At 64.8% G+C, this 19,831-nt stretch carries 17 protein-coding genes; 14 read left to right on the forward strand and 3 right to left on the reverse strand.

Annotated features, from left to right (window positions below):
- Positions 1-21: 21 nt before the first annotated feature.
- The 11 genes from FBY20_RS11745 to rfbC all read left to right on the forward strand — a co-directional run bounded on the left by FBY20_RS11745 (position 22) and on the right by rfbC (position 12,165).
- Positions 22-1,947, forward strand: coding sequence for an iron-containing redox enzyme family protein (locus tag FBY20_RS11745; RefSeq protein WP_142052262.1), 1,926 nt, complete (start codon positions 22-24; stop codon positions 1,945-1,947).
- A complete protein-coding gene (locus FBY20_RS11750; RefSeq protein ID WP_056327150.1) occupies positions 1,944-2,840 on the forward strand; it encodes a hypothetical protein in 897 nt (298 codons plus the stop codon). The genes FBY20_RS11745 and FBY20_RS11750 overlap by 4 nt, the downstream gene beginning before the upstream one ends.
- Positions 2,841-2,964: 124 nt before the next feature.
- A complete protein-coding gene (locus tag FBY20_RS11755; RefSeq protein WP_142052265.1) occupies positions 2,965-4,248 on the forward strand; it encodes a putative Na+/H+ antiporter in 1,284 nt (427 codons plus the stop codon).
- 205 nt (positions 4,249-4,453) lie between these two features.
- Positions 4,454-4,777 (forward strand): FmdB family zinc ribbon protein, encoded by a 324-nt coding sequence (locus tag FBY20_RS11760; protein ID WP_056327154.1) that lies wholly within the window; start codon positions 4,454-4,456, stop codon positions 4,775-4,777.
- A 16-nt stretch (positions 4,778-4,793) separates the two neighbouring features.
- Entirely contained in the window at positions 4,794-5,459 is a 666-nt protein-coding gene (locus tag FBY20_RS11765) for a DUF502 domain-containing protein (RefSeq protein WP_056327155.1), read from the forward strand.
- A gap of 36 nt (positions 5,460-5,495) precedes the next feature.
- Positions 5,496-7,283, forward strand: a complete 1,788-nt coding sequence (gene aspS, locus FBY20_RS11770; RefSeq protein WP_056327158.1) for an aspartate--tRNA ligase — start codon at positions 5,496-5,498, stop codon at positions 7,281-7,283.
- Between the two features lie 245 nt (positions 7,284-7,528).
- The gene (locus tag FBY20_RS11775) at positions 7,529-8,392 is read left to right on the forward strand and encodes an endonuclease/exonuclease/phosphatase family protein (RefSeq protein ID WP_056327159.1); all 864 of its coding nucleotides are present in this window, start codon (positions 7,529-7,531) and stop codon (positions 8,390-8,392) included.
- Positions 8,389-9,600, forward strand: coding sequence for a cardiolipin synthase ClsB (gene clsB, locus FBY20_RS11780; RefSeq protein WP_056327161.1), 1,212 nt, complete (start codon positions 8,389-8,391; stop codon positions 9,598-9,600). Before FBY20_RS11775 ends, clsB begins: the two co-directional genes overlap by 4 nt.
- Positions 9,601-9,671: 71 nt before the next feature.
- Entirely contained in the window at positions 9,672-10,724 is a 1,053-nt protein-coding gene (rfbB, locus tag FBY20_RS11785) for a dTDP-glucose 4,6-dehydratase (RefSeq protein WP_142052268.1), read from the forward strand.
- Positions 10,721-11,614, forward strand: coding sequence for a glucose-1-phosphate thymidylyltransferase RfbA (gene rfbA / locus FBY20_RS11790; protein WP_142052271.1), 894 nt, complete (start codon positions 10,721-10,723; stop codon positions 11,612-11,614). Before rfbB ends, rfbA begins: the two co-directional genes overlap by 4 nt.
- The gene (rfbC, locus tag FBY20_RS11795) at positions 11,614-12,165 is read left to right on the forward strand and encodes a dTDP-4-dehydrorhamnose 3,5-epimerase (RefSeq protein WP_142052274.1); all 552 of its coding nucleotides are present in this window, start codon (positions 11,614-11,616) and stop codon (positions 12,163-12,165) included. Before rfbA ends, rfbC begins: the two co-directional genes overlap by 1 nt.
- Before the next feature lie 8 nt (positions 12,166-12,173).
- Here the strand turns inward: rfbC and FBY20_RS11800 are convergent, their stop codons facing one another.
- From FBY20_RS11800 to FBY20_RS11810, 3 genes are all read right to left on the reverse strand, one after another.
- Positions 12,174-13,049 carry a DMT family transporter gene (locus FBY20_RS11800; RefSeq protein ID WP_056327168.1) on the reverse strand — a complete coding sequence of 292 codons (876 nt, stop codon included), beginning with the start codon at positions 13,047-13,049 and terminating at the stop codon, positions 12,174-12,176.
- A gap of 13 nt (positions 13,050-13,062) precedes the next feature.
- The gene (locus FBY20_RS11805) at positions 13,063-14,421 is read right to left on the reverse strand and encodes an MFS transporter (RefSeq protein ID WP_063953689.1); all 1,359 of its coding nucleotides are present in this window, start codon (positions 14,419-14,421) and stop codon (positions 13,063-13,065) included.
- A gap of 99 nt (positions 14,422-14,520) precedes the next feature.
- Complete coding sequence (locus FBY20_RS11810) at positions 14,521-15,090, reverse strand: carbon monoxide dehydrogenase subunit G (RefSeq protein ID WP_056327172.1); 570 nt, start codon at positions 15,088-15,090, stop codon at positions 14,521-14,523.
- A gap of 508 nt (positions 15,091-15,598) precedes the next feature.
- Here FBY20_RS11810 and FBY20_RS11815 point away from each other — a divergent pair.
- The 3 genes from FBY20_RS11815 to FBY20_RS11825 are packed head-to-tail and all read left to right on the forward strand — an operon-like array spanning position 15,599 to position 19,686.
- On the forward strand, positions 15,599-16,390 hold the full coding sequence (locus tag FBY20_RS11815; protein ID WP_056327174.1) for an ABC transporter permease: 792 nt from the start codon (positions 15,599-15,601) through the stop codon (positions 16,388-16,390).
- Entirely contained in the window at positions 16,380-17,768 is a 1,389-nt protein-coding gene (locus FBY20_RS11820; protein WP_056327176.1) for an ABC transporter ATP-binding protein, read from the forward strand. The genes FBY20_RS11815 and FBY20_RS11820 overlap by 11 nt, the downstream gene beginning before the upstream one ends.
- 31 nt (positions 17,769-17,799) lie before the next feature.
- Positions 17,800-19,686 (forward strand): bifunctional 2-polyprenyl-6-hydroxyphenol methylase/3-demethylubiquinol 3-O-methyltransferase UbiG, encoded by a 1,887-nt coding sequence (locus FBY20_RS11825; protein WP_142052280.1) that lies wholly within the window; start codon positions 17,800-17,802, stop codon positions 19,684-19,686.
- Positions 19,687-19,831 lie beyond the last annotated feature (145 nt).

Raw genomic sequence — 19,831 nt, forward strand, 5'->3', positions numbered from 1 at the left:
TTTTTCAACCAGAGATCCGTCATGCCCATTGCGTTTCATCGTGTCTACCTGGAGAGCGCCGGTTATTTCATGCCGGGCGAGCCCGTGTCCAACGAGGCCATGGATGACTACATCGCCCCGCTGAACCGCATGTCCAGCCGGATCAAGACCCGCATCCTGGCCGAGAACGGCATCAAGCAGCGCTACTACGCCATAGACCCCGAGGGCGCGACCGTGTTTTCCAATGCGCAGCTGGCGGCCAACGCCATCCGCGATTGCCTGCGGCGCCACGACACCGACCTGTCGGCCATATCGATGCTGGCCAGCGGTTCGTCCGGGGGCGATGCGCTGATGCCGGGGTTTTCCAACATGATCCAGGGCGAGCTGGCCGCGCCGCCCATGGAAACGCTGTCGGTGCATGGCATCTGCGCCGCGGGTGTGTCGGCGATCCAGGCGGCCGCGCAAGGCGTGGAACTGGGCGCGCATGCCAGCGCGCTGGCGGTCGCCAGCGAATTGCCGTCGCGCCTGTTCAAGCGCTCGCGCTTTGCCGCGCGCGGCTACGACGCCGACTTCGACGCGCACTTTCTGCGCTGGATGCTGTCGGACGGGGCCGGTGCGGTATTGCTGGGCAACAGCGGACGGCCGTTGCCCGGCGCCTCGCAGGGCGTGCGGTTGCGCCTGAAGTGGGTGCATCAGCGCTCGTTCTCGGGCGACTATCCCGTCTGCATGCAGCTCGGGCTGTCCGCCGACCGGAGCAAGGGGCATCTGGACTACCCCTCGTGGAACGGGGCTGAAACCGACGGTGCGCTGTCGCTGCGCCAGGACATCCGCCTTTTGCCGCATCTGTTCGACATCGGCATCCACGAGTACGCCAAGCTGGTGCGCGACGGATGGGTGGATCCGGACCAGGTCGATCATTTCCTGTGCCATTACTCGTCCGAGAAATTCATTCCCGTTGTGGAAGACCTGATGGAGAAGGCCGGGCTGGTGATCCCGCGCGAGCGCTGGTTCAGCAATCTGGCGTGGCGCGGCAACACGGGCGCGGCATCCATCATGATCATGCTGGCCGAGTTCCTGGAGACGCGCGAGGTCAAGCCGGGCGAGCAGATCTTCTGCTACATCCCCGAATCCGGGCGCTTCATGGCGGCCTACATGCTGCTGGAAGCCGAAGCGGTGCACGCAACGCCCGCAGTGGCTGCCGGTGCACCCGCCGCGGCCGCGCGCGAGGATGCCGGGTCCGCCGATGCCGACGCGATCGCGCCGCCGCATGATCCCGACATGGCGCCGCAGGGCCTGGGACAACTGTTGACCGAGCTGGCGGCGATCTGGCACGACTACCGCTCGCGCGTATGGCGCACGCCGGTGATCCGGCGTCTGCGCAACCGGCAGTTCCAGACCGCGGACTACCTGGCGTGGATGGAGAACTGGATTCCGCAGGTGCGCGAAGGCAGTAAGTGGATGCGCGAGGGCGCCGCGTCGCTGACCGAGCAATACGCGCCGCTGGCCGCGCTGATCGACATGCACGCGGGCGAGGAGCAGAACGACTTCCAGATCCTGTTCCAGGACTATCGCAACGCCGGCGGCGCGGTGGACAGCATCGACGCCTTGCGCCGCAACCCCGGCGGCGAAGCGCTGAACGCCTATCTGCACAGCCTGGCCGCCACGCGCGACCCCATCGGACTCTTGGGCGCGATCTACATCATCGAAGGCACGGGGCAACGCATCGTGCCTGCGCTCTTGCCGCTGCTCAAGGCCAGCCTGAAACTGCCGCCCGACGCCTTCCGCTTCCTGGAATACCACGGCCACAACGATGAACACCATCTGGCGCGGTGGCTGTCGGCGGTGGAACTGGCGCTCGATTGCGACGAGGATGGGCGCGCCGAACAGCGCATCGTCGACACCGCGCGCCGCACGGCGGCGCTTTACCTGATGCAGTTTCATCATGTGATGGAGGCGGACGCGGCATGAAGAAGGAACCCGAATTCCTTGCCCGGGAACACGATCCGGCAGACCCCAGCCCCTGGCTGGCCCTTTACCTGGATCGCAGCACGCCGCTGCCGGACAAGGTCAAGAAAGCGTGGCTGACGGATTCCAGCTGCGCGTCGCGGCAATACCTGCTGCCGTTCCTGCGGCCGATCGCGCGCGCCTTCATCATCCTGATCCAGATCGTCAAGACGTTCCTGCCGCGCCGCTGGTCGCATTCGCGGCTGCTGCACCGCATCCTGGCCTGGGGCTTGAAGCGGTTCGTGTCGCCCGAGGCGAACTGGCTGATTTTGCGGCACTTCCATCTGGGGGCGCAGGCGCTGTCGTTCATCGCCGCGAACTCGCCGGTGCCCATCAGCACGACGCCGCTCGAGCCGATGACGATCGACGATCTGAAGGACGACCTGTTCGTCAAGCACGACCTGAACCTCTTTAACTTCGTCATCCGGCTGAACCAGGCGCTGCGCGACGCGGGCGTGGAGATGCATGCCCCGCAGACGGTGGATTATTCGATGCTGCGCGATCCGCCGATCCGGCTGGAGGACATGCCGCAGGGCAAGCTGAACTTCCTGGACCTGCAAAGCGCCATCGAGCTGTTCACGCCGCTTTACCAGCTTTTGCTGACCGACAACGATTTCTGGCGCGCGGCCAATTCGCTTCAGCTTGATGAGACCGTGGGCATCTATGCGGCCAAGCTGCTGGGGGCCCCGCAGCACCTCATCCTGGTCAACAACAACCATCCGCTGGTGCCGATGTCCACGCTGCGCGCGGGCTACCGGCTGGTGCTGCACGGGCTGTCCACGGAAATGCTGCACAGCCTGCTGATGGAGATGAAGGCGGCGCAGGCGGGCGCCGAGCCGCCGGCCCCGATCGCGTAGAAAAGGCGGCAGGGATCAGTGTTGACCCTGCGTTACACGGGCCGGGCGCTGGGCTATATTGCGACGCTTGTCCGACAAGCCTGGCGGCGCCCGTAGCCGCCCGGCACCCTAGGAAATGCCGCAAATGCCTCAGACGCTAGAGGTCATCGCCACCATCCTGTTCGCCGTGGCGGTCCTCCATACTTTCTCGGTTCCCTTCTTCGCGCGGCTCGCGCATCGAGGGGGGCCGCACGCGGGCTTCTGGCATCTGTTTTCCGAGGTCGAGGCCGTCTTCGGCGTGTGGGCGTTCGCGCTGATCGTGACCATGGCCGCGCTGGCCGGGCCGGCGACCGCCATCGACTACATGGACACGCGCAACTTCACGGAGCCGCTGTTCGTCTTCGTCATCATGGTCGTGGCGGCCAGCCGGCCGATTCTTGAGCTGGTGGGGCTGCTGGTGCGCATCGTCGCGCGAGCCCTGCCCATGCCGCGCGAGCTGTCCACCTTCTTCGTCGTGATGGCCATGGTGCCGCTGGGCGGCTCGTTCATCACCGAACCGGCCGCGATGACGCTGGCCGCGATCCTGCTGCGCGACGCCTACTTCCGCAGCAGCGGCCGGGCCGGTTTCAAGTACCTGACGCTCGGCGTGCTGTTCGTGAACGTGTCCATCGGCGGCGTGCTGACGTCCTACGCGGCGCCGCCCGTCCTGATGGTGGCGGGCACGTTCGGCTGGGATTCGGCTTTCATGCTCCAGCACTTCGGCTGGCGCGCGGCGCTGGCGGTCTGCCTCAATGCGGGGCTGCTGACGTTCATCTGCCGCAAGGCGCTGCTGGAAGGCGCGGTGGGCACGCGCGGCGGCGTCGATGCGCCGGATGGCGCGGGCAAGCGCGCGCCGGTGCCCGCCATCGTGATCGCGGTGCACCTGGTTTTCCTCATCGCGATCGTGCTGACTGCGCACCATCCGGCGATTTTCCTTGGCCTTTTGATGATGTTCATCGGGTTCTCCGAGGCCTACAAGCGCCACCAGGACCGCCTGATGATCAAGGAGGGCCTGATGGTGGGCTTCTTCCTGGCCGGCCTCGTGGTGCTGGGCGGACTGCAGAAATGGTGGTTGCAGGACCTCTTGGGAGGGCTGGAGCCTTTCGTCCTGTTCTGGGGCGCGACCGCGCTCACGGCCATTACCGACAACGCGGCGCTGACCTATCTGGGTTCGCTGGTGGAGGGCACCAGCGAGGCCTGGCGTTACATGCTGGTGGCCGGCGCGGTCACGGGCGGCGGGCTGACGGTGATCGCCAATGCGCCGAACCCGGCCGGCTTCGCGATCCTGAAGAACCATTTCCCGGACGGCAGCATCTCGTCCGGGCGCCTGTTCCTGTGCGCCCTGGGGCCGACCCTGGTGGCGGCCTTGATGTTCCTGCTGCCCGTGTAGCGAGCCGCCCGCCTGCCCGGGCGGTCTGCCCCCCGGGCGGGGCCCGGGGCCTGCACGCCGGGCCGGACTCCGACGCTTTATGAAAAACCGCTAAAATTCAAGACTTTCCCGTATTTTTCTAGCCTGGCCCAGCGTCCGCGCCCCGCGCCCGCGCGCGGCGGCAGGCCGATTTTGATATGCCCGGCTTTTCGCCTGGGAGTCCTCGATGCCCATCTATGCCTACAAGTGCAGCGCCTGCGGCCATGCCAAAGACGTCTTGCAGAAGATCTCTGACGCGCCGCTTTCGGAATGCCCCGAATGCGGTCAAAGCACGTTTTCCAAGCAGGTGACCGCGGCTGGATTCCAGCTCAAGGGCTCCGGCTGGTATGTCACGGACTTCCGTGGCAACGGCAGCGGCGGCAGCCAGGGCGCAGCGCCCGCGGGCGCGTCAGCCCCGGCTGAAAGCGCCGCATCCGCCGCCGCGCCTGCCGCGGCGCCGGCAGCCACGCCCGCCCCGGCGGCGCCTGCTGCCGGCAGCGCCGCTTCCTAGAGCGCTCGCGATGCGAATGCGCGTCATCAAGAAGTACTTCATCACCGGGCTGTTGATCTGGGTTCCCCTGGTCATCACGGTGTGGGTACTGGGGCTGCTGGTCGCCACCCTGGAAGGGTTCGTGCCTGGCTTTCTGTCCTCCGAATCGCTGTTCGGCCTGGACATTCCCGGTTTCCGCTTCGTCCTGGTGATCGCGGTGGTGCTTCTGACGGGCGTGTTCGCCGCCAACCTGATCGGCCGCACGATGGTCGACCAGTGGGAAAGCCTGCTGGGCCGCATCCCGCTCGTGCGCTCCATCTACAACTCGGTCAAGCAGGTCAGCGATACCGTGCTTGCCCCCAACGGACAGGCGTTTCGCCGCGCGGTGCTGGTGCAGTATCCGCGCGCGGGGGCCTGGACCATCGCTTTCGTCACCGGCACGCCCAGCGGTGAAGTGGCCGACAGCCTGCCTGGCGACCACATCAGCGTGTATGTGCCGACGACGCCCAACCCCACGTCCGGCTTTTTCCTGATGATGCCTCGCGCCGAGGTGATCGACCTTCAGATGAGCGTGGACGCGGCCTTGAAGTACATCGTTTCCATGGGCGTTGTCGCCCCGGCCCCGGCGGCAACGCCCGTGGTCCGGCCGGCTACGCTCGCTCCGGCGCCGGGCGTGCAGGACGCACCCCGCGCCGATTCGTAACCCTTACACACCAAGCACAAAACGGAGTCATCCCGCATGCGTACCTGCTACACCGGCCAGGTTTGCCGTGACCATCTCGGCCAGACCGTCACCCTGTACGGCTGGGTGAACCGCCGCCGCGACCACGGCGGGGTCATCTTCATCGACCTGCGCGACCGCGCGGGCCTGGCGCAGATCGTGTTCGATCCGGACAACGCCGCTTTCGCCACCGCCGAGCGCCTGCGCAATGAATTCTGCATCCGCGTCACCGGCCTGGTGCGCGAGCGTCCGGCGGGCACGGCCAACGCCGAACTGGCCTCCGGCGAAGTCGAAGTGCTCTGCAAGGAAGTCGAGATCCTGAACGCGTCGGTCACGCCGCCGTTCCAGCTGGACGACGACAACCTGTCGGAAACCACCCGCCTCACGCACCGCGTGCTGGACCTGCGCCGCCCGCAGATGCAGCGCAACCTGATGCTGCGCTACCGCGTGTCCATCGAAACCCGCAAGTTCCTGGACGAGCTGGGCTTCATCGACATCGAAACCCCGATGCTGGCCAAGAGCACGCCCGAAGGTGCGCGCGATTACCTGGTGCCCTCGCGTGTGAACGCCGGCCACTTCTTCGCGCTGCCGCAGTCGCCGCAGCTGTTCAAGCAGATGCTGATGGTGTCGGGCTTTGACCGTTACTACCAGATCACCAAGTGCTTCCGCGACGAAGACCTGCGCGCTGACCGTCAGCCGGAATTCACCCAGATCGATTGCGAAACCTCGTTCCTGAACGAGATCGAAATCCGCGAGATCTTCGAGAACCTGATCCGCCACGTGTTCAAGGTGGTGCAGGGCGTCGACCTGCCGTCGCCGTTCCCGATCATGCCGTGGACCGAAGCGATGCGCCGCTACGGCTCGGACAAGCCCGATCTGCGCGTGCAACTCGAGTTCACCGACATCACCGACGTGATGCGCGACGTGGACTTCAAGGTGTTTGCCGCCGCCGCCACGGCGCCCGGCAGCCGTGTGGTCGCCCTGCGCGTGCCGGGCGGCGCCGAAATGTCGCGCAGCGAGATCGACGCCTACACGCAGTTCGTCGGCATCTACGGCGCCAAGGGCCTGGCCTACATCAAGGTCAACGAAGTGGCCAAGGGCCGCGACGGCCTGCAATCGCCCATCGTCAAGAACCTGCACGACGCCGCGCTGGCTGAACTGGTCAAGCGCACCGGCGCCCAGGACGGCGACATCATCTTCTTTGGCGCGGACCGCGAGAAGGTCGTCAACGACGCCATCGGCGCGCTGCGCGTGAAGATCGGCCACAGCGAATTCGGCAAGAAGACGGGTCTGTTCACGGCCGGCTGGAAGCCGCTGTGGGTGGTCGACTTCCCGATGTTCGAATATGACGAGGAAGACGGCCGCTACACCGCCGCCCACCACCCGTTCACCAGCCCCAAGGACGGCCACGAAGACTTCCTGGAATCCGATCCCAGCAAGGCGTTCGCCAAGGCCTACGACATGGTGCTGAACGGCTGGGAAATCGGTGGCGGCTCGGTCCGTATCCACCGCGAGGAAGTGCAGAGCAAGGTGTTCCGCGCGCTGAAGATCGGCGCCGAGGAAGCCCGCGAGAAGTTCGGCTACCTGCTGGACGCGCTGCAGTACGGCGCGCCTCCGCACGGCGGCATCGCCTTCGGCCTGGACCGCATCGTCACCATGATGACCGGCGCCGAATCGATCCGCGACGTGATCGCCTTCCCGAAGACGCAGCGCGCCCAGGATCTGCTGACGCAAGCGCCTTCGGAAGTCGACGAGAAGCAACTGCGCGAGCTGCACATCCGCCTGCGCAACGTCGAAAAGGCGTAACCACTTCCGAAGCGTCCTTGGCGCTTCGGAAGCGGTGTCTGACACCCAGGTGCGGGGCTCTCGGATTGAAGGGCCTCTCGCGGGGGTGTCAGACACCGGTGCCGAGCTCGCGCTGTCGCAAAGATGGGACGGCCGGCTGAAATGGAGTAATCTGGCTAACGCCGTCAACCACGGCGGCGGCTGGCCAGAGGACCTTCCGGGACCCGGCCGGCAGTTCCCAAGATTTGAAAGGCGCCATTGCTTCCATGTCGCTCATCCGAGTCGTCAGCTACAACATACACAAGGGCCGTTCGGCACTAGGCCGGCGCGACTCCCTGAATGAACTTCGCCTGGGCCTGTATGGCCTGCGCCCAGATCTGGTCTTCCTGCAGGAGGTCCAGGGCCGCAACGAGCATAAGTCGCTGCTCGACGCGCAGCACGAATCCCTTGCCGCGGCCTTGCGGCTGGATGTGGCCTACGGCCGCAACGCCGTGCGCCATGCCACCGATCATGGCAATGCGCTGCTCTCGCGCTATCCCATCATCGACCACGAAAATCTCGACATTTCCGATCACCGTCTCGAACAGCGTGGACTTCTGCACGCGCGCGTCGAGGTCGGGGATCGTGCCGTGCATTGCTTCGTGGTGCATCTGGGCCTGTTCGCCGGCAGCCGCAGCCGCCAGATCCTGGCGCTGACCGAGCGCATCAAGCGCATGGTGCCCGATGGCGAGCCCATCCTGATCGCCGGCGATTTCAACGACTGGAACGACAGGCTGGCGCCGATGTTCGTGCAGCAACTGGGGTTGTACGAAGTGTTCTCGCATGCCCCGCGCAGCCATGGCGGCGATCTGCCGCGCCTGCGCGACTCGGTCAAACGGCTGTCCAACGCCTTGCGCGGATTGCCCAATAGCGGCGTCTCGGTCATGGAGCGCACCAACCAGCTTGGCATGGGGGGAAGCTCGTTGCTCGCGCCGCCGCCGCGAACGTTCCCGGCGGTGTTTCCCTGGTTCCGCCTGGACCGCATCTACCAGCGCGGTTTCGCGGTGCGCAGCGCCCGGGTGCTGCGCGGCCGCGAATGGGCCAAGCTGTCCGATCACTCCCCCTTGCTCGCGGAGCTGGAACTCCCGTGAAGGACGAGCAGGACAGGCTGGAATGGGTGCCGGGCAACGATATCCGTCTGCTCCAGAATGGCGCCGACTTCTTTCCCGCGCTGTGCGCGGCGATCGATGCCGCCACCGTGAGCGTGCATCTGGAAACCTACATCTTCATGATCGACCGCACCGGCGCGAAGGTGCTGGAGTGCCTGGCGGCGGCCGCGCGCCGTGGCGTGAAGGTGCGCGTGGTGCTGGATGGGTTTGGCAGCGCCCTGCATGGCGAGCGCGTGCGGGTCGCGCTGACCAATGCAGGCGCGCAGTGCCGCATCTTCCGGCCTGAGCCGCGCTGGTTTGCGCGGTACGTGCCGTCGCGCAGCCGCCTGCGGCGCCTGCATCGCAAGGTCACGATCATCGATGGCCGCATGGCGTTCATCGGCGGGATCAACGTCATCGACGACTACGACGATCTGGATCCGACCGACGGCCTGACGGGACCGCGGTTCGATTTCGCCGTGCAGGTCGAAGGCCCGCTGGTCACGCAGGCGGCCCACGCGCAGGAACTCTTGTGGGTGCGCCTGAACTGGGCGCGTCTGCGGCGCCATCCGCGCGACTGGCATCGCCTGCAGCTGCTCAAGCCGCGCGACGTTCCCGCGCCGCCAGGCGGCATGCTGCGCGCCGCGCTGGTGCTGCGCGACAACCTGCGCTTTCGGCGCACGTTCGAGCGCGCCTATCTGTTCGGCATCTCGCGCGCGCGCCGCGACATCCTGATCGCCAATGCCTATTTCTTTCCCGGCGTGCGCTTTCGCCGCGCGCTGGCCAAGGCCGCGGCCCGCGGCGTGCGGGTGCGTCTGCTCTTGCAGGGCAAGGTCGAGTACCGGATGCAGTACCACGCCACGCGTTCGCTGTACGACAAGCTTCTGCGCGACGGCATCGAGATCTACGAGTACATGCCGGGTTACCTGCACGCCAAGGTCGCGGTGATCGACAACGTGGCCACCGTGGGCTCGTCCAACCTGGACCCCTTCAGCCTGCTGCTGGCGCGCGAGGCCAACGTCGTGGTCGACAGCCAGCCGTTCGCGTGGGACCTGCAGGAACGCCTGGAAACCGCCATTCGCGAGGGCGGGCGCTTCATCCGGCCGCTGGACTATCAGCGCCGGGGATTCGTGCGGCGTTGGATCGACGCGGCGTCCTATGCGCTCTTGCGGATCGGCGTGGCGTTCACGGGAACGTCGGACAAATACTGAGCACGGGCGCACGCCGGCGCGGCAGTAAACTACCCGCTTTGGAGGCCTGCCCTCCGATCAGGCACAACGCAATGAGCATTCTCGTCACCGGAGGCGCCGGGTTCATCGGATCCAACTTCGTGCTGGATTGGCTGGCGCTTGGCGATGAGACGGTCGTCAATCTGGACAAGCTGACCTACGCCGGCAACCGCGCCAATCTGGACAGCCTGGCGCACGACGCGCGCCATTTGCTGGTCGTGGCGGACATCGCCGACACGCATCGGGTGACCGAGGTGCTGCGCCAGCATCGTCCGCGCGCCATCATCAATTTTGCCGCCGAAACCCACGTCGACCGTTCAATCGCGGGCGCGGGCAATTTCGTCAGGACCAACGTCGGCGGCACGTTCGGTTTGCTGGAAGCCGCCCGCACGTTCTGGAGCGAACTGGACGGCGCCGCGCGCGATGCATTCCGGTTCCTGCATGTGTCGACGGACGAGGTCTACGGCTCGCTGGCGCCGTCCGATCCGGGCTTTACCGAAACCAGCCCCTACCAGCCCAACAATCCCTACGCCGCCAGCAAGGCGGGCGGGGACCATCTGGTGCGCGCGTGGGCGCAGACCTACGGACTGCCGGTGCTCATGACGCACTGTTCGAACAATTTCGGCCCCCGGCAGTTTCCCGAAAAGCTGATTCCCCTGATGATCCATCACGCGCTGGCGGGCAAGCCACTGCCCGTCTACGGAGATGGCCTGCACGCGCGCGACTGGCTGTATGTCGCCGACCATTGCGACGGCTTGCGCAGGGTGCTGGAACGCGGCCGGCCTGGCGAAACCTACAACCTGGGCGCGGGTAACGAGCGCACCACGCTGCAGGTCGTGGAGGCGGTGTGCGCCTTGCTGGATGTCTTGCGGCCGCGGCCCGATGGCAGGGCGTACCGCGGCCTGATCGCGCTGGTCGCCGACCGGCCCGGCCACGATCGCCGCTACGCCATCGATGCGCACAAGGCGCGGCAGGCGTTGGGTTGGCAGCCCGCCGAAACGTTTGCCTCGGGCCTGGAAAAGACCGTCCGGTGGTATCTGGATCATCCGCAGTGGCTGCGTGATGGGGCAGGGCACGCGCGCCCGGCCGAAGGAGATGCGCCATGACGGCAACGGGCGCGCGCAAGGGGATCATCCTGGCGGGCGGGTCGGGCACGCGGCTGCATCCCGCGACGCTGGCGGTAAGCAAGCAGCTCATGCCCGTCTACGACAAGCCCATGATCTATTACCCGCTGACCACGCTGATGCTGGCCGGCATACGCGAGATCCTGATCATCTCCACCCCCGACGACCTGCCGCGGTTCCGGCAGTTGCTGGGCGACGGCGGGCAATGGGGCCTGTCGCTGGAATACGCGGTGCAGCCGGCGCCCGAAGGCCTGGCGCAGGCGTTTCTGATCGGGGCGGACTTCATCGGGCAGGCGCCCTGCGCGCTGGTGCTGGGCGACAACCTTTTCTACGGGCACGATTTTCACCAGCTGCTTGCCGGCGCCATGGCGCGTCAGGCGGGCGCCACCATCTTTGCCTATCATGTCCAGGATCCGCAACGCTACGGCGTGGTCGAGTTCGACGCGCACGGCAACGCGCTGCGTATCGAGGAAAAGCCCGCGTCGCCCAAATCGAACTACGCGGTGACCGGACTGTATTTCTACGACAATCGGGTGATCGACCTGGCGCGCCAGATCCGTCCGTCCGCGCGCAACGAGCTGGAAATCACCGACGTGAATCAGGCGTACCTGGAACTCGGGGCGCTCAACGTCGAAATCATGGGACGAGGGCATGCGTGGCTGGATACGGGCACGCACGATAGCCTGCTCGATGCATCGCAGTTCATTGCGACCCTTGAACGCCGGCAAGGCTTGAAGGTGGCATGCCCTGAAGAGATCGCATTCCGTAAGCGCTGGATCGACGCGGCGCAACTGGAAACGCTGGCCCGTCCGCTGGTCAAAAGCGGCTATGGCCAGTACCTGATGAACCTTCTTACCCGGCTGCCTCATTGATGCGCGTGACGCCCTTGTCCCTGCCCGAGGTCCTGCGCATCGATCCCGTGATGCACCAGGACGACCGCGGCTATTTCGTCGAGACCTATGTGCAATCGGTCTTTGACGCGGCAGCCGGCCGGCCGGTCCGCTTTCTGCAGGACAACCAGTCGCACTCGCGGCGCCATGTCCTGCGCGGCCTGCATTATCAGACGCTGCAACCGCAGGGCAAGCTGGTGCGCGTCACCGAAGGCGAGATCTTCGATGTCGCGGTCGATATGCGGGAAGGATCGCCCACGTTCGGCCAATGGACGAGCGAGATCCTGTCGTCGGAGAACCTGCGCCAGCTCTGGGTGCCCGAAGGCTTTGCGCACGGATTCCTGGTGCTGTCCGAATACGCCAATGTGGTCTACAAGACGACCGCGCCGTACCTGCCGGCGCATCAGCAATGCGTGATGTGGAACGACCCGGCGATTGCGATTGCCTGGCCGGTGCAGGCCGAGCCGATATTGTCCGACAACGACCGCCGCGGCCTCGCCCTGGCGCAAGCGCCGCGGATGGCGCCTTCCTGACTGGGCGTTCAGCGGGGGCGCTTCATCCCGACCAGTCCCAGCGCCAGCGCGGTGCCCACAAGAATGATGCCGGCGCCCGCGAGGATGGGCGCGGTGATGGCTTCGTCCAGGAACCACGCGCCCCAGACCACCCCGAAGATGGGAACCAGGAACGTGACGCTGACCGCGCCGGTCGGGCCCACGTTGGCGATCAGCCGGAAGAACACGATGTATGCGGCGCCGGTGCACACGACGGCAAGCAGGACCGTCGCGCCCCAGGCCTCCCAGGACACCGGCTGTTGCGGCCAGGTGGCCACGGCAGCGGGCAGCAGGACCAATGCGGCCGACACCATGCTGCCCGTTGCGCTGGTCAAGGGGTCCACGCCTGTCAGGAAACGCTTCGTCCAGTTCGCGGCAACGCCGTAGAAGACGGGCGCGGAGACGGCGGCGAGCACGGCAAAGCCCGTGCCGCCGGATTGAAAGTCGAGCTTGTCCCAGACCAGCACCACGATGCCGGACAGACCGATCAGCAGTCCCAGCGAGCGCGTCCACGGCAACCGGTCTTTCAGCCACAGCCAGCCGATCACGGCGCCCCACACCGGCGTCACGGCGTTGGCGACGGACAAAAAGCCCGCGCCCAATGACTGGGCGGCGTACGCGTAAAGCAGGAAGGGCAGCGCGGCATTCAAGGTGCCGACCACGAGAATGGCTTTCCAGCGGCGCGCGATCAAGGGCAGCTTGTTGCGCCAGATCGCGGCGGGCAGGAGAAAGAGCGCGGCCAGTCCCACGCGCAGTTCGATGAGCGCCACCGGCCCGAACTCCGGCACGGCGACACGCATGAAAAGAAAAGAGCCGCCCCAGACGGCGGCTAGAATCAACAGGTCCTGCAGATCGCGGCGTTGCATGTTCAGCTCTGAATCAACCGTGGCTGCGGCTCGTGACCAGGTTTCTCATTTTCACCCGGTGCGCCAGCACCGCGCATGTGAGGGACAGGACAATACACAGGATCAGGCCGGTGCGCACGCCCGAGAGCACCGTGCTGTGGGAAATCAGGATGCCGACCACGGCGGTGCCCAGCGCGCTGCCGATGGCGCGCGTCGTCTGCACCAGCGCCGAGGCCACGCCCACGTCGCGCCGCTCGCTGAGCATCTGCATGAAAAGCGTCAGGTTGGGCAGCAGAAAGCCCAGTGCACAGCCGTTGACGAAGAATGCGCCAAGAATCCACCACGCCGACGTGCCTGGCGAAATCAGCAGCACCATCAGCGATCCGGCCGCGAGCAGGACGCCGCCGAACACCATCAGGCGCTGCGGTTCGGTCTGCTTGGGAAACATCCGGCCGTTGATGATGCTGCCCACCGAGATCGCGGCCACCAGCGGCGTCAGCAGCAGTCCGGCCTGGCTGGGCGTATAGCCCAGCACCTGTTGCAGCAGCAGCGGGCTGTAGAAGATCAGGATGAACATCACCGCGCCGACCATCATCGCCGCCACGTTCAGCAGGCGCGGCTCGTGTCCCGAGAGCACGCGCAGCGGGAAGATGGGTGACTTCACGCGGCGCTCGGTGGGAATCAGGATGGCGATGGCGGCGGCGCCGACCAGCGCCAGCGTCAGGCCGAGGATCGGGTGCGCGTGTTCGCCGCTGGCAAAGGCAAGCTCCAGCGCGGCCAGCGGCGCGCCCACGGCCAGCACGAGCAGGATGGCGCCAAGCCAGTCGATCTTGCGGCTGCCGTCATGGATGGGCCGGATGCGCGGGAAATATCGCGCCAGGAGGAAAAACGCGCCCGCGGCCGCGATGGGCGAGATGAAGAACGCGGCGCGCCATCCCAGGGCCTGCGTGGCCGCGCCGCCCAGCACCGGACCGATGCCGCTGGCCATGGCGAAAGCGGCGGACACCAGCGCCATCCATCTGACCCGCTGCTTGGCGTCGGGGAACAGGTCCGCCGGCGCGGCGAAGGCGGTGGCGATCATCATGCCGCCGCCCACCCCCTGCAGGGTGCGGAACACGATCAGCTGCGTCATGGACTGCGCCAGGCCACAGGCAATGGAGCCAAGCGCGATGATGAGCACCGACACCAGCATCAAGGGCTTGCGGCCGAACATGTCGCCCAGCCGGCCAAAGATCAGGATGGAAGCCGCCGTGGCAAGCAGATAGCCCGTGCCGACCCAGGCGTACAGCGCCATGCCGTTCAGGGCCTCGGCCACGCGTGGCAGCGTGGTGCTGATGATGGTGGAGTCCAGGGCGGCAAGCACCACGGTGGCCGACACCCCCGCCATCGCCATCAGCAAGTCCCGTCTTGAGCGTGCGGGATCAGTGGCTGGCTGAGCGGGTGGCGGCGGCGGAGTCATGCCGCCTAGGATATCACCGGCACCCTAGGGTTATCACTTGTAAAAAGCGTGGTATCCCCAGAATACGGCGATCACCAATACGACCAGCATCCAGGACCAGCGGGAATTGGACAGCCCCCGCGGTTCGGGCTCGGGCGGCGGTGGCGGGGGCGCCAGACGCGGCTGGGCCGCCATGTGGTCGATGAAGGCAGTGAAGAACTTGTCGACGATTTTCTCGGCGGCCTTCAGGAGCACGCCTTCCCCGCACTCGCCCAGCTTGCCGCCTGCCATGCCGGCAACGGTGTAGGCCACGCGGGTGCCCTCGTCCTTGGTGGTCAGGTTGACCTGGGCCGTGCCGATCGCCAGGCAGGCGGCCCGCCCCTTGCCTTCGAACACCAGCGTGCAGCTGTTCGGGGCGTTGACATCGGAGAGCAGGATCTCGCCGTCGTAGTCGGTGTCGATACCGGCGATCTTGGCGCGCAGCGTGACCGCGTATTCGGTCGGACTGCGCATGGCGACTTCCACACACCCCGGAATGCACTTCTGTAACACTCGCGGGTCGGTCAACGCATCCCAGGTCTGGTGCTGCGTCGAAGGAATCCATTGGGCATCGGCAATGCGCATGGCTGTCTCCCTGTTCCAACAGTGTTGTGAATCCATTGTGGACCGGTCTGGAGAAAATAGCCACGAGACGGCGGCAGTGCCAGGTCTCAGTAATAGTGAGACGTACTATTGTTTGTAGATCTGAATGAGTAATACCGTCGGAAAATCCGCTTCGGCCTGCGTTTTCAGCATGTTATGATGTTCAGTTGCACTAAAACTTAGTATGCGCACCTTGCGCCCTGAGGTTTCGTCCGTTCATCTTGAATAATTTGCAAAACCAATGTTGCGAATAATTTGCTGATTGTAATTTGGACGCCCGGGCTTTAAAGCGATAGGCCGGCCGCATATTACGGCGCTTTTTTTCCTGATGAATCAGCCTCTGAATGGCCGCTCCCGGGTTTTGGCGGCGTCAGTAATGCAATTATTTCCAATAACTTTATGTCCGCCCCGGATTTCGTAAGAAGCGGGACGGTCAAGTGGGATAGGTAGTGTGAATCCTCATCAGGCACAGCGTGTATCTCCGGCTGCGATGTTCGACAGCATCTGGAGCAATCGAAAGCTCGCGGTTCAAATGTGCAAGCGGGAAGTCCTGGGCCGCTATCGCGGCTCGATCTTCGGGCTGGCGTGGTCTTTTTTCACGCCGCTGCTCATGCTGACTGTATACACGTTTTTCTTTACCGTAGTGTTTAAGGCTCGCTGGGGCGTCAGCCAGGATGCCAGCCACGCGAATTTCGCGGTCGTGCTGTTCGTGGGGCTGATCGTTCACGGGCTGTTTTCCGAGTGCATCAGCCGCGCGCCGGGCCTCATCCACAGCAACGTGACCTACGTGAAAAAGGTCGTCTTTCCCTTGGAGATCTTTCCGTGGGTGGCGATGGGCGCGGCGCTCTTTCACGCGGCGATCAGCGTGTGTGTGCTCTTGATTGCTCAATTGGTGCTCAGCGGCTCCATCAGCTGGACGGCGATATTTTTCCCGGTCGTGCTGATGCCGCTGCTGATGGTGACCATGGGATTTGCCTGGTTCCTGTCGGCAACGGGTGTTTATGTGCGCGACATCGGCCAGACGATCGGCCTGTTGATGTCGGTGCTGCTGTTCGTCTCTCCCGTGTTCTATCCGATTTCAAATCTGCCGCCCAAGGTGCAGATGGTTGTGATGCTCAATCCCCTTACCTTGATTATTGAAGAATCCCGCAAAGTGCTGCTTTACGGTGAATTGCCGAATTGGGGCGCGCTTGGTATTTATGCAGCCATCAGCATGGTGATTGCGTGGGCAGGTTTTTGGTGGTTCCAGAAAGCGCGCAAGGGGTTTGCTGATGTCCTCTGATGGCAACGTCATTCGCGTAGATCGGCTGAGCAAGTGTTATCAGATCTACGATCGGCCGCATGACCGGCTCAAGCAGTTTGTCGCGCCCCGTCTGCGCAGCATGCTTGGCCGGCCGCCGGTCAACTATTTCCGCGAGTTCTGGGCATTGCGCGACGTGTCCTTCAATGTGGGCCGCGGCGAGACCGTGGGCATCATTGGCCGCAATGGCTCCGGCAAGTCCACCCTGCTGCAGATGATCTGCGGCACGCTGATGCCGACCTCGGGCACCGTGGAGACGCAAGGCCGCGTTGCCGCTCTGCTGGAACTGGGCGCGGGATTCAACCCCGAGTTCACCGGGCGCGAAAATGTGTTTCTGAATGCGATGGTTTTGGGCTTGAGTCAGCCCGAAATCGAGGCGCGTTTTGATGAGATTGCGGCATTTGCCGATATTGGCCAGTTTATCGAGCAGCCGGTCAAACATTATTCCAGCGGCATGTACGCCCGCCTGGCTTTCGCTGTGGCGATCAACGTGGATCCGGATATTCTCGTCGTCGACGAAGCGCTGGCTGTTGGCGACGAACCCTTCCAGCGCAAATGTTTTGCGCGAATCGACGCGATCAAGAATCGCGGCGCCACGATCCTGTTTGTTTCGCATTCGGGCGCGGCCATTATCAATCTGTGCGACCGCGCGGTGCTGCTCAATGCAGGCGAACGCCTGTTCACCGGTATTCCGAAGCGGGCCGTCTATTTTGGCCAGAAGCTTGGCAACACCACCAGCGATAAAGCTGTCGAGCTGATCGCGGAAATTCGCCGGATCGACGCCGAGGGCGAGAGCGCGGCCAGTCTGGCCGAGCCGGCGGCCGACGAAGCCAAGCCGGCCGCTGCCGCCGATTCGGTCCCGTCGGGCGGCTTGGAGCCGTTCTTCGATGCGAGCTTCGTGCCGGATACGCTGTCCTACGACGAAGTGGGCGCCAAGCTGTCCGCGCCCATGCTTCAGACATTGGGCGGCGCGCAGGTCAATCACATTCTTCGCGGCCATCGCTACAAGCTCAAGTGCAGCGTGCAGTTCACCGAGGATTGCCCCGCGGTCCGGTTCTACGCGCTGATCCGCACCACGTCGGGTATCGATCTGGCGGGCTGCGCCCACCCCATCCTGGACGAACACGGCATCGACTTCACCGCCGGCACCTCGTTGGACCTGGAATTCGAGTTTGAATGCTCGCTGAACCCAGCAACGTATTTTTGCACCTTCGCCGCTCAGGGCGAAGACGGTTCATTGCATCATCGTATTGTCGACGCGATTGTTTTTCGCGTGATGGCGGACGAGCCGCGTCCAGCCACTGGCCTTTTCGACATCGGATTTCAACCCAGGATCTTGCTGGATGCCGTTTCCGAGTAATCGGCGACGCCTGGCAGGATAGAGAACTGAAATGCATAATCTTCCGACGGATTACAAAGAACACAAGGGAATGCTGTTTCCGGAGACGGACGGCAGTATTCCCGAATTCACGTACACCGATGGTGCCGACTTCGAACAGCAGATCGAGCGCATCATCGCCGACGCGAAGGATCGCTCGCTGTTTTCCCGCGAATTGGTGGGCGCCATCTGGGACTGGCGGTCCGCCTGCCACCTGTCGCCCGTGCGCGCCAACATCCTGCGCCCGCTCGAGAAGCTGTGCCGGGGCCGCGTGCTGGAACTGGGATCCGGCTGCGGCATCATCACGCGGTATCTAGGCGAGCTGGGCGGCGATGTCGTGGCCCTGGAGGCCTCGGCTCACCGCGCCTCGATCACGCGCCAGCGCACGGCGGACTTGAACAATGTCACCGTCGTCTGCGACCGCATCGAAGATTTCAACGCCGAAAAGAAATTCGACGTCGTGACGATGATCGGCGTATTGCAGTACGCCCGGCTTTTTTCCCATTGCGGCGACCGCGCCGAGCTGGACCTGCTGGCCAATGCCGCGCGCCAGCTCAATGACGACGGCGTTCTGGTCATCGCCATCCAGAACAAGCTGGGCCTGAAGTATTTCTCGGGCTTTCCCGAGCCGAACGTGGACGTGCCCTACTACGGCGTGGAAGGGCAGTACGGGCCCGAGACCATCATCCGTTTCGGGCTGGATGAGCTCAAGGGCATCCTGGGTTCCGTCGGACTGAGCGCGCAGGAAGTGTATTTCCCGCTGCCGGACTATCACATGCCGGTGTCGCTCCTGACCTCGAAGGGGCTGGATCCGAAGGGCCAGTTTGCCGCCCGTCCGCTGTTGACCGGCACGGTCGGCCGCGACCGCGCCCGGCCCGACTGGATCGTGCCGGCTTTCTCGCTGGAGCAGGCCTGGGCCTCGATCCACGAAAATGGCCTGGCCGAAGACCTGGCGAACTCGTTTCTGATCATTGCCGGCAAGTCGGAGCGGGCCGTGGCCGCGCTGCGCGAAGCGCAGGATCTTGCCTGGCACTACAGCGTCGAGCGCCACCCGGCGTTTGCCACCGCGAAGCGCTTTTACCTGGACGGCGGCGAAGTCCGCACGGCGCGGGACCGCGTGACGCAGGAAGCCGCGCCGGCGTTGCCGGTAAGCCATTCGATCGACGATGGCCCGTATCTGAAGGGCAATCTCTGGTGGCTGGGCCTGGTCAAAGTGCTGAACACGCCGGGCTGGTCGGCGATGGACGTGTGCAACTGGGCGCGGCCCTGGATCGACGCGATCTGCCGCGAGGCGGATCTGGGCCCGGCGGTGTCGCTGTCCCTGGACAAGTCGGTGCCCGGCGCCCTGTTCGACTGGACCCCCTTGAACTGCATGGAAGTCGCGCCCGGCGAGCTGGCCTTCTTCGACAAGGAATGGAAGCTCGAATCGGACCTGACGCTGTCCTACGTGATCCTGCGTGGCCTGTTCGGCAGTCTGGCCAGCGTTTCCAGCTGCGCCCAGCCCGCCGAAGGCACGCCGCTGGAAATCCTGGAACTGTTGCGTGAGTCGCTGCGGATGCAGAGCATCGGCATCACCGATGACCACGTCGAGAAATACATCGCTCAGGAATCCAGCGTGCAGCACTGGATCAACGGCGGCGTTGAAGGCCGCATCGGCGCACCTTGGGTCACCTACGTCAAGTCCGCCAAGCTGGTGGTGCGCATCGACGGCCGGCACATGCGCGCGCTGCTCGAAGACGCCAAGGCGCATGACGCGAACCAGCAGGCGGTGATCCAGACGCAGGCCGCGGAGATCGCTGCCATGCGCACGACGCTGGAACAGTATCAAAGCAGGGCGCTTGCGGAAGCTGGCTCCCGGTGGCGGCGTGCGTTCCGGGCGTTGTTTGGACGGTCCGCCTGAGCCTTACGCGGTTTTTGGGGCGACGACGGTAGCGCATGGTTGCGTTGTCGCCATTACAAGAGTGAATGAAATCCCATGTAGCGCCAGGCGGAGGGGAAACCATGAAAAACGTACATGGTCAGCGTTCGCAACAGGCCTGGTTCGA

Origin of the sequence: Achromobacter sp. SLBN-14 (assembly GCF_006715415.1) — a bacterium.
Taxonomy (GTDB): Bacteria; Pseudomonadota; Gammaproteobacteria; order Burkholderiales; family Burkholderiaceae_B; genus Achromobacter; species Achromobacter mucicolens.

Coding starts and splice junctions, on each gene's coding strand:
- rfbB (WP_142052268.1), top strand. CDS start 9,672: ATGAGCATTCTCGTCACCGGAGGCGCCGGGTTCATCGGATCCAACTTC.
- FBY20_RS11775 (WP_056327159.1), top strand. CDS start 7,529: ATGTCGCTCATCCGAGTCGTCAGCTACAACATACACAAGGGCCGTTCG.
- FBY20_RS11755 (WP_142052265.1), top strand. CDS start 2,965: ATGCCTCAGACGCTAGAGGTCATCGCCACCATCCTGTTCGCCGTGGCG.
- FBY20_RS11825 (WP_142052280.1), top strand. CDS start 17,800: ATGCATAATCTTCCGACGGATTACAAAGAACACAAGGGAATGCTGTTT.
- rfbC (WP_142052274.1), top strand. CDS start 11,614: ATGCGCGTGACGCCCTTGTCCCTGCCCGAGGTCCTGCGCATCGATCCC.
- FBY20_RS11810 (WP_056327172.1), bottom strand. CDS start 15,090: ATGCGCATTGCCGATGCCCAATGGATTCCTTCGACGCAGCACCAGACC.
- FBY20_RS11820 (WP_056327176.1), top strand. CDS start 16,380: ATGTCCTCTGATGGCAACGTCATTCGCGTAGATCGGCTGAGCAAGTGT.
- FBY20_RS11750 (WP_056327150.1), top strand. CDS start 1,944: ATGAAGAAGGAACCCGAATTCCTTGCCCGGGAACACGATCCGGCAGAC.
- rfbA (WP_142052271.1), top strand. CDS start 10,721: ATGACGGCAACGGGCGCGCGCAAGGGGATCATCCTGGCGGGCGGGTCG.
- aspS (WP_056327158.1), top strand. CDS start 5,496: ATGCGTACCTGCTACACCGGCCAGGTTTGCCGTGACCATCTCGGCCAG.
- FBY20_RS11800 (WP_056327168.1), bottom strand. CDS start 13,049: ATGCAACGCCGCGATCTGCAGGACCTGTTGATTCTAGCCGCCGTCTGG.
- FBY20_RS11765 (WP_056327155.1), top strand. CDS start 4,794: ATGCGCGTCATCAAGAAGTACTTCATCACCGGGCTGTTGATCTGGGTT.
- FBY20_RS11805 (WP_063953689.1), bottom strand. CDS start 14,421: ATGGCGATGGCGGGGGTGTCGGCCACCGTGGTGCTTGCCGCCCTGGAC.
- FBY20_RS11760 (WP_056327154.1), top strand. CDS start 4,454: ATGCCCATCTATGCCTACAAGTGCAGCGCCTGCGGCCATGCCAAAGAC.
- FBY20_RS11815 (WP_056327174.1), top strand. CDS start 15,599: ATGTTCGACAGCATCTGGAGCAATCGAAAGCTCGCGGTTCAAATGTGC.
- FBY20_RS11745 (WP_142052262.1), top strand. CDS start 22: ATGCCCATTGCGTTTCATCGTGTCTACCTGGAGAGCGCCGGTTATTTC.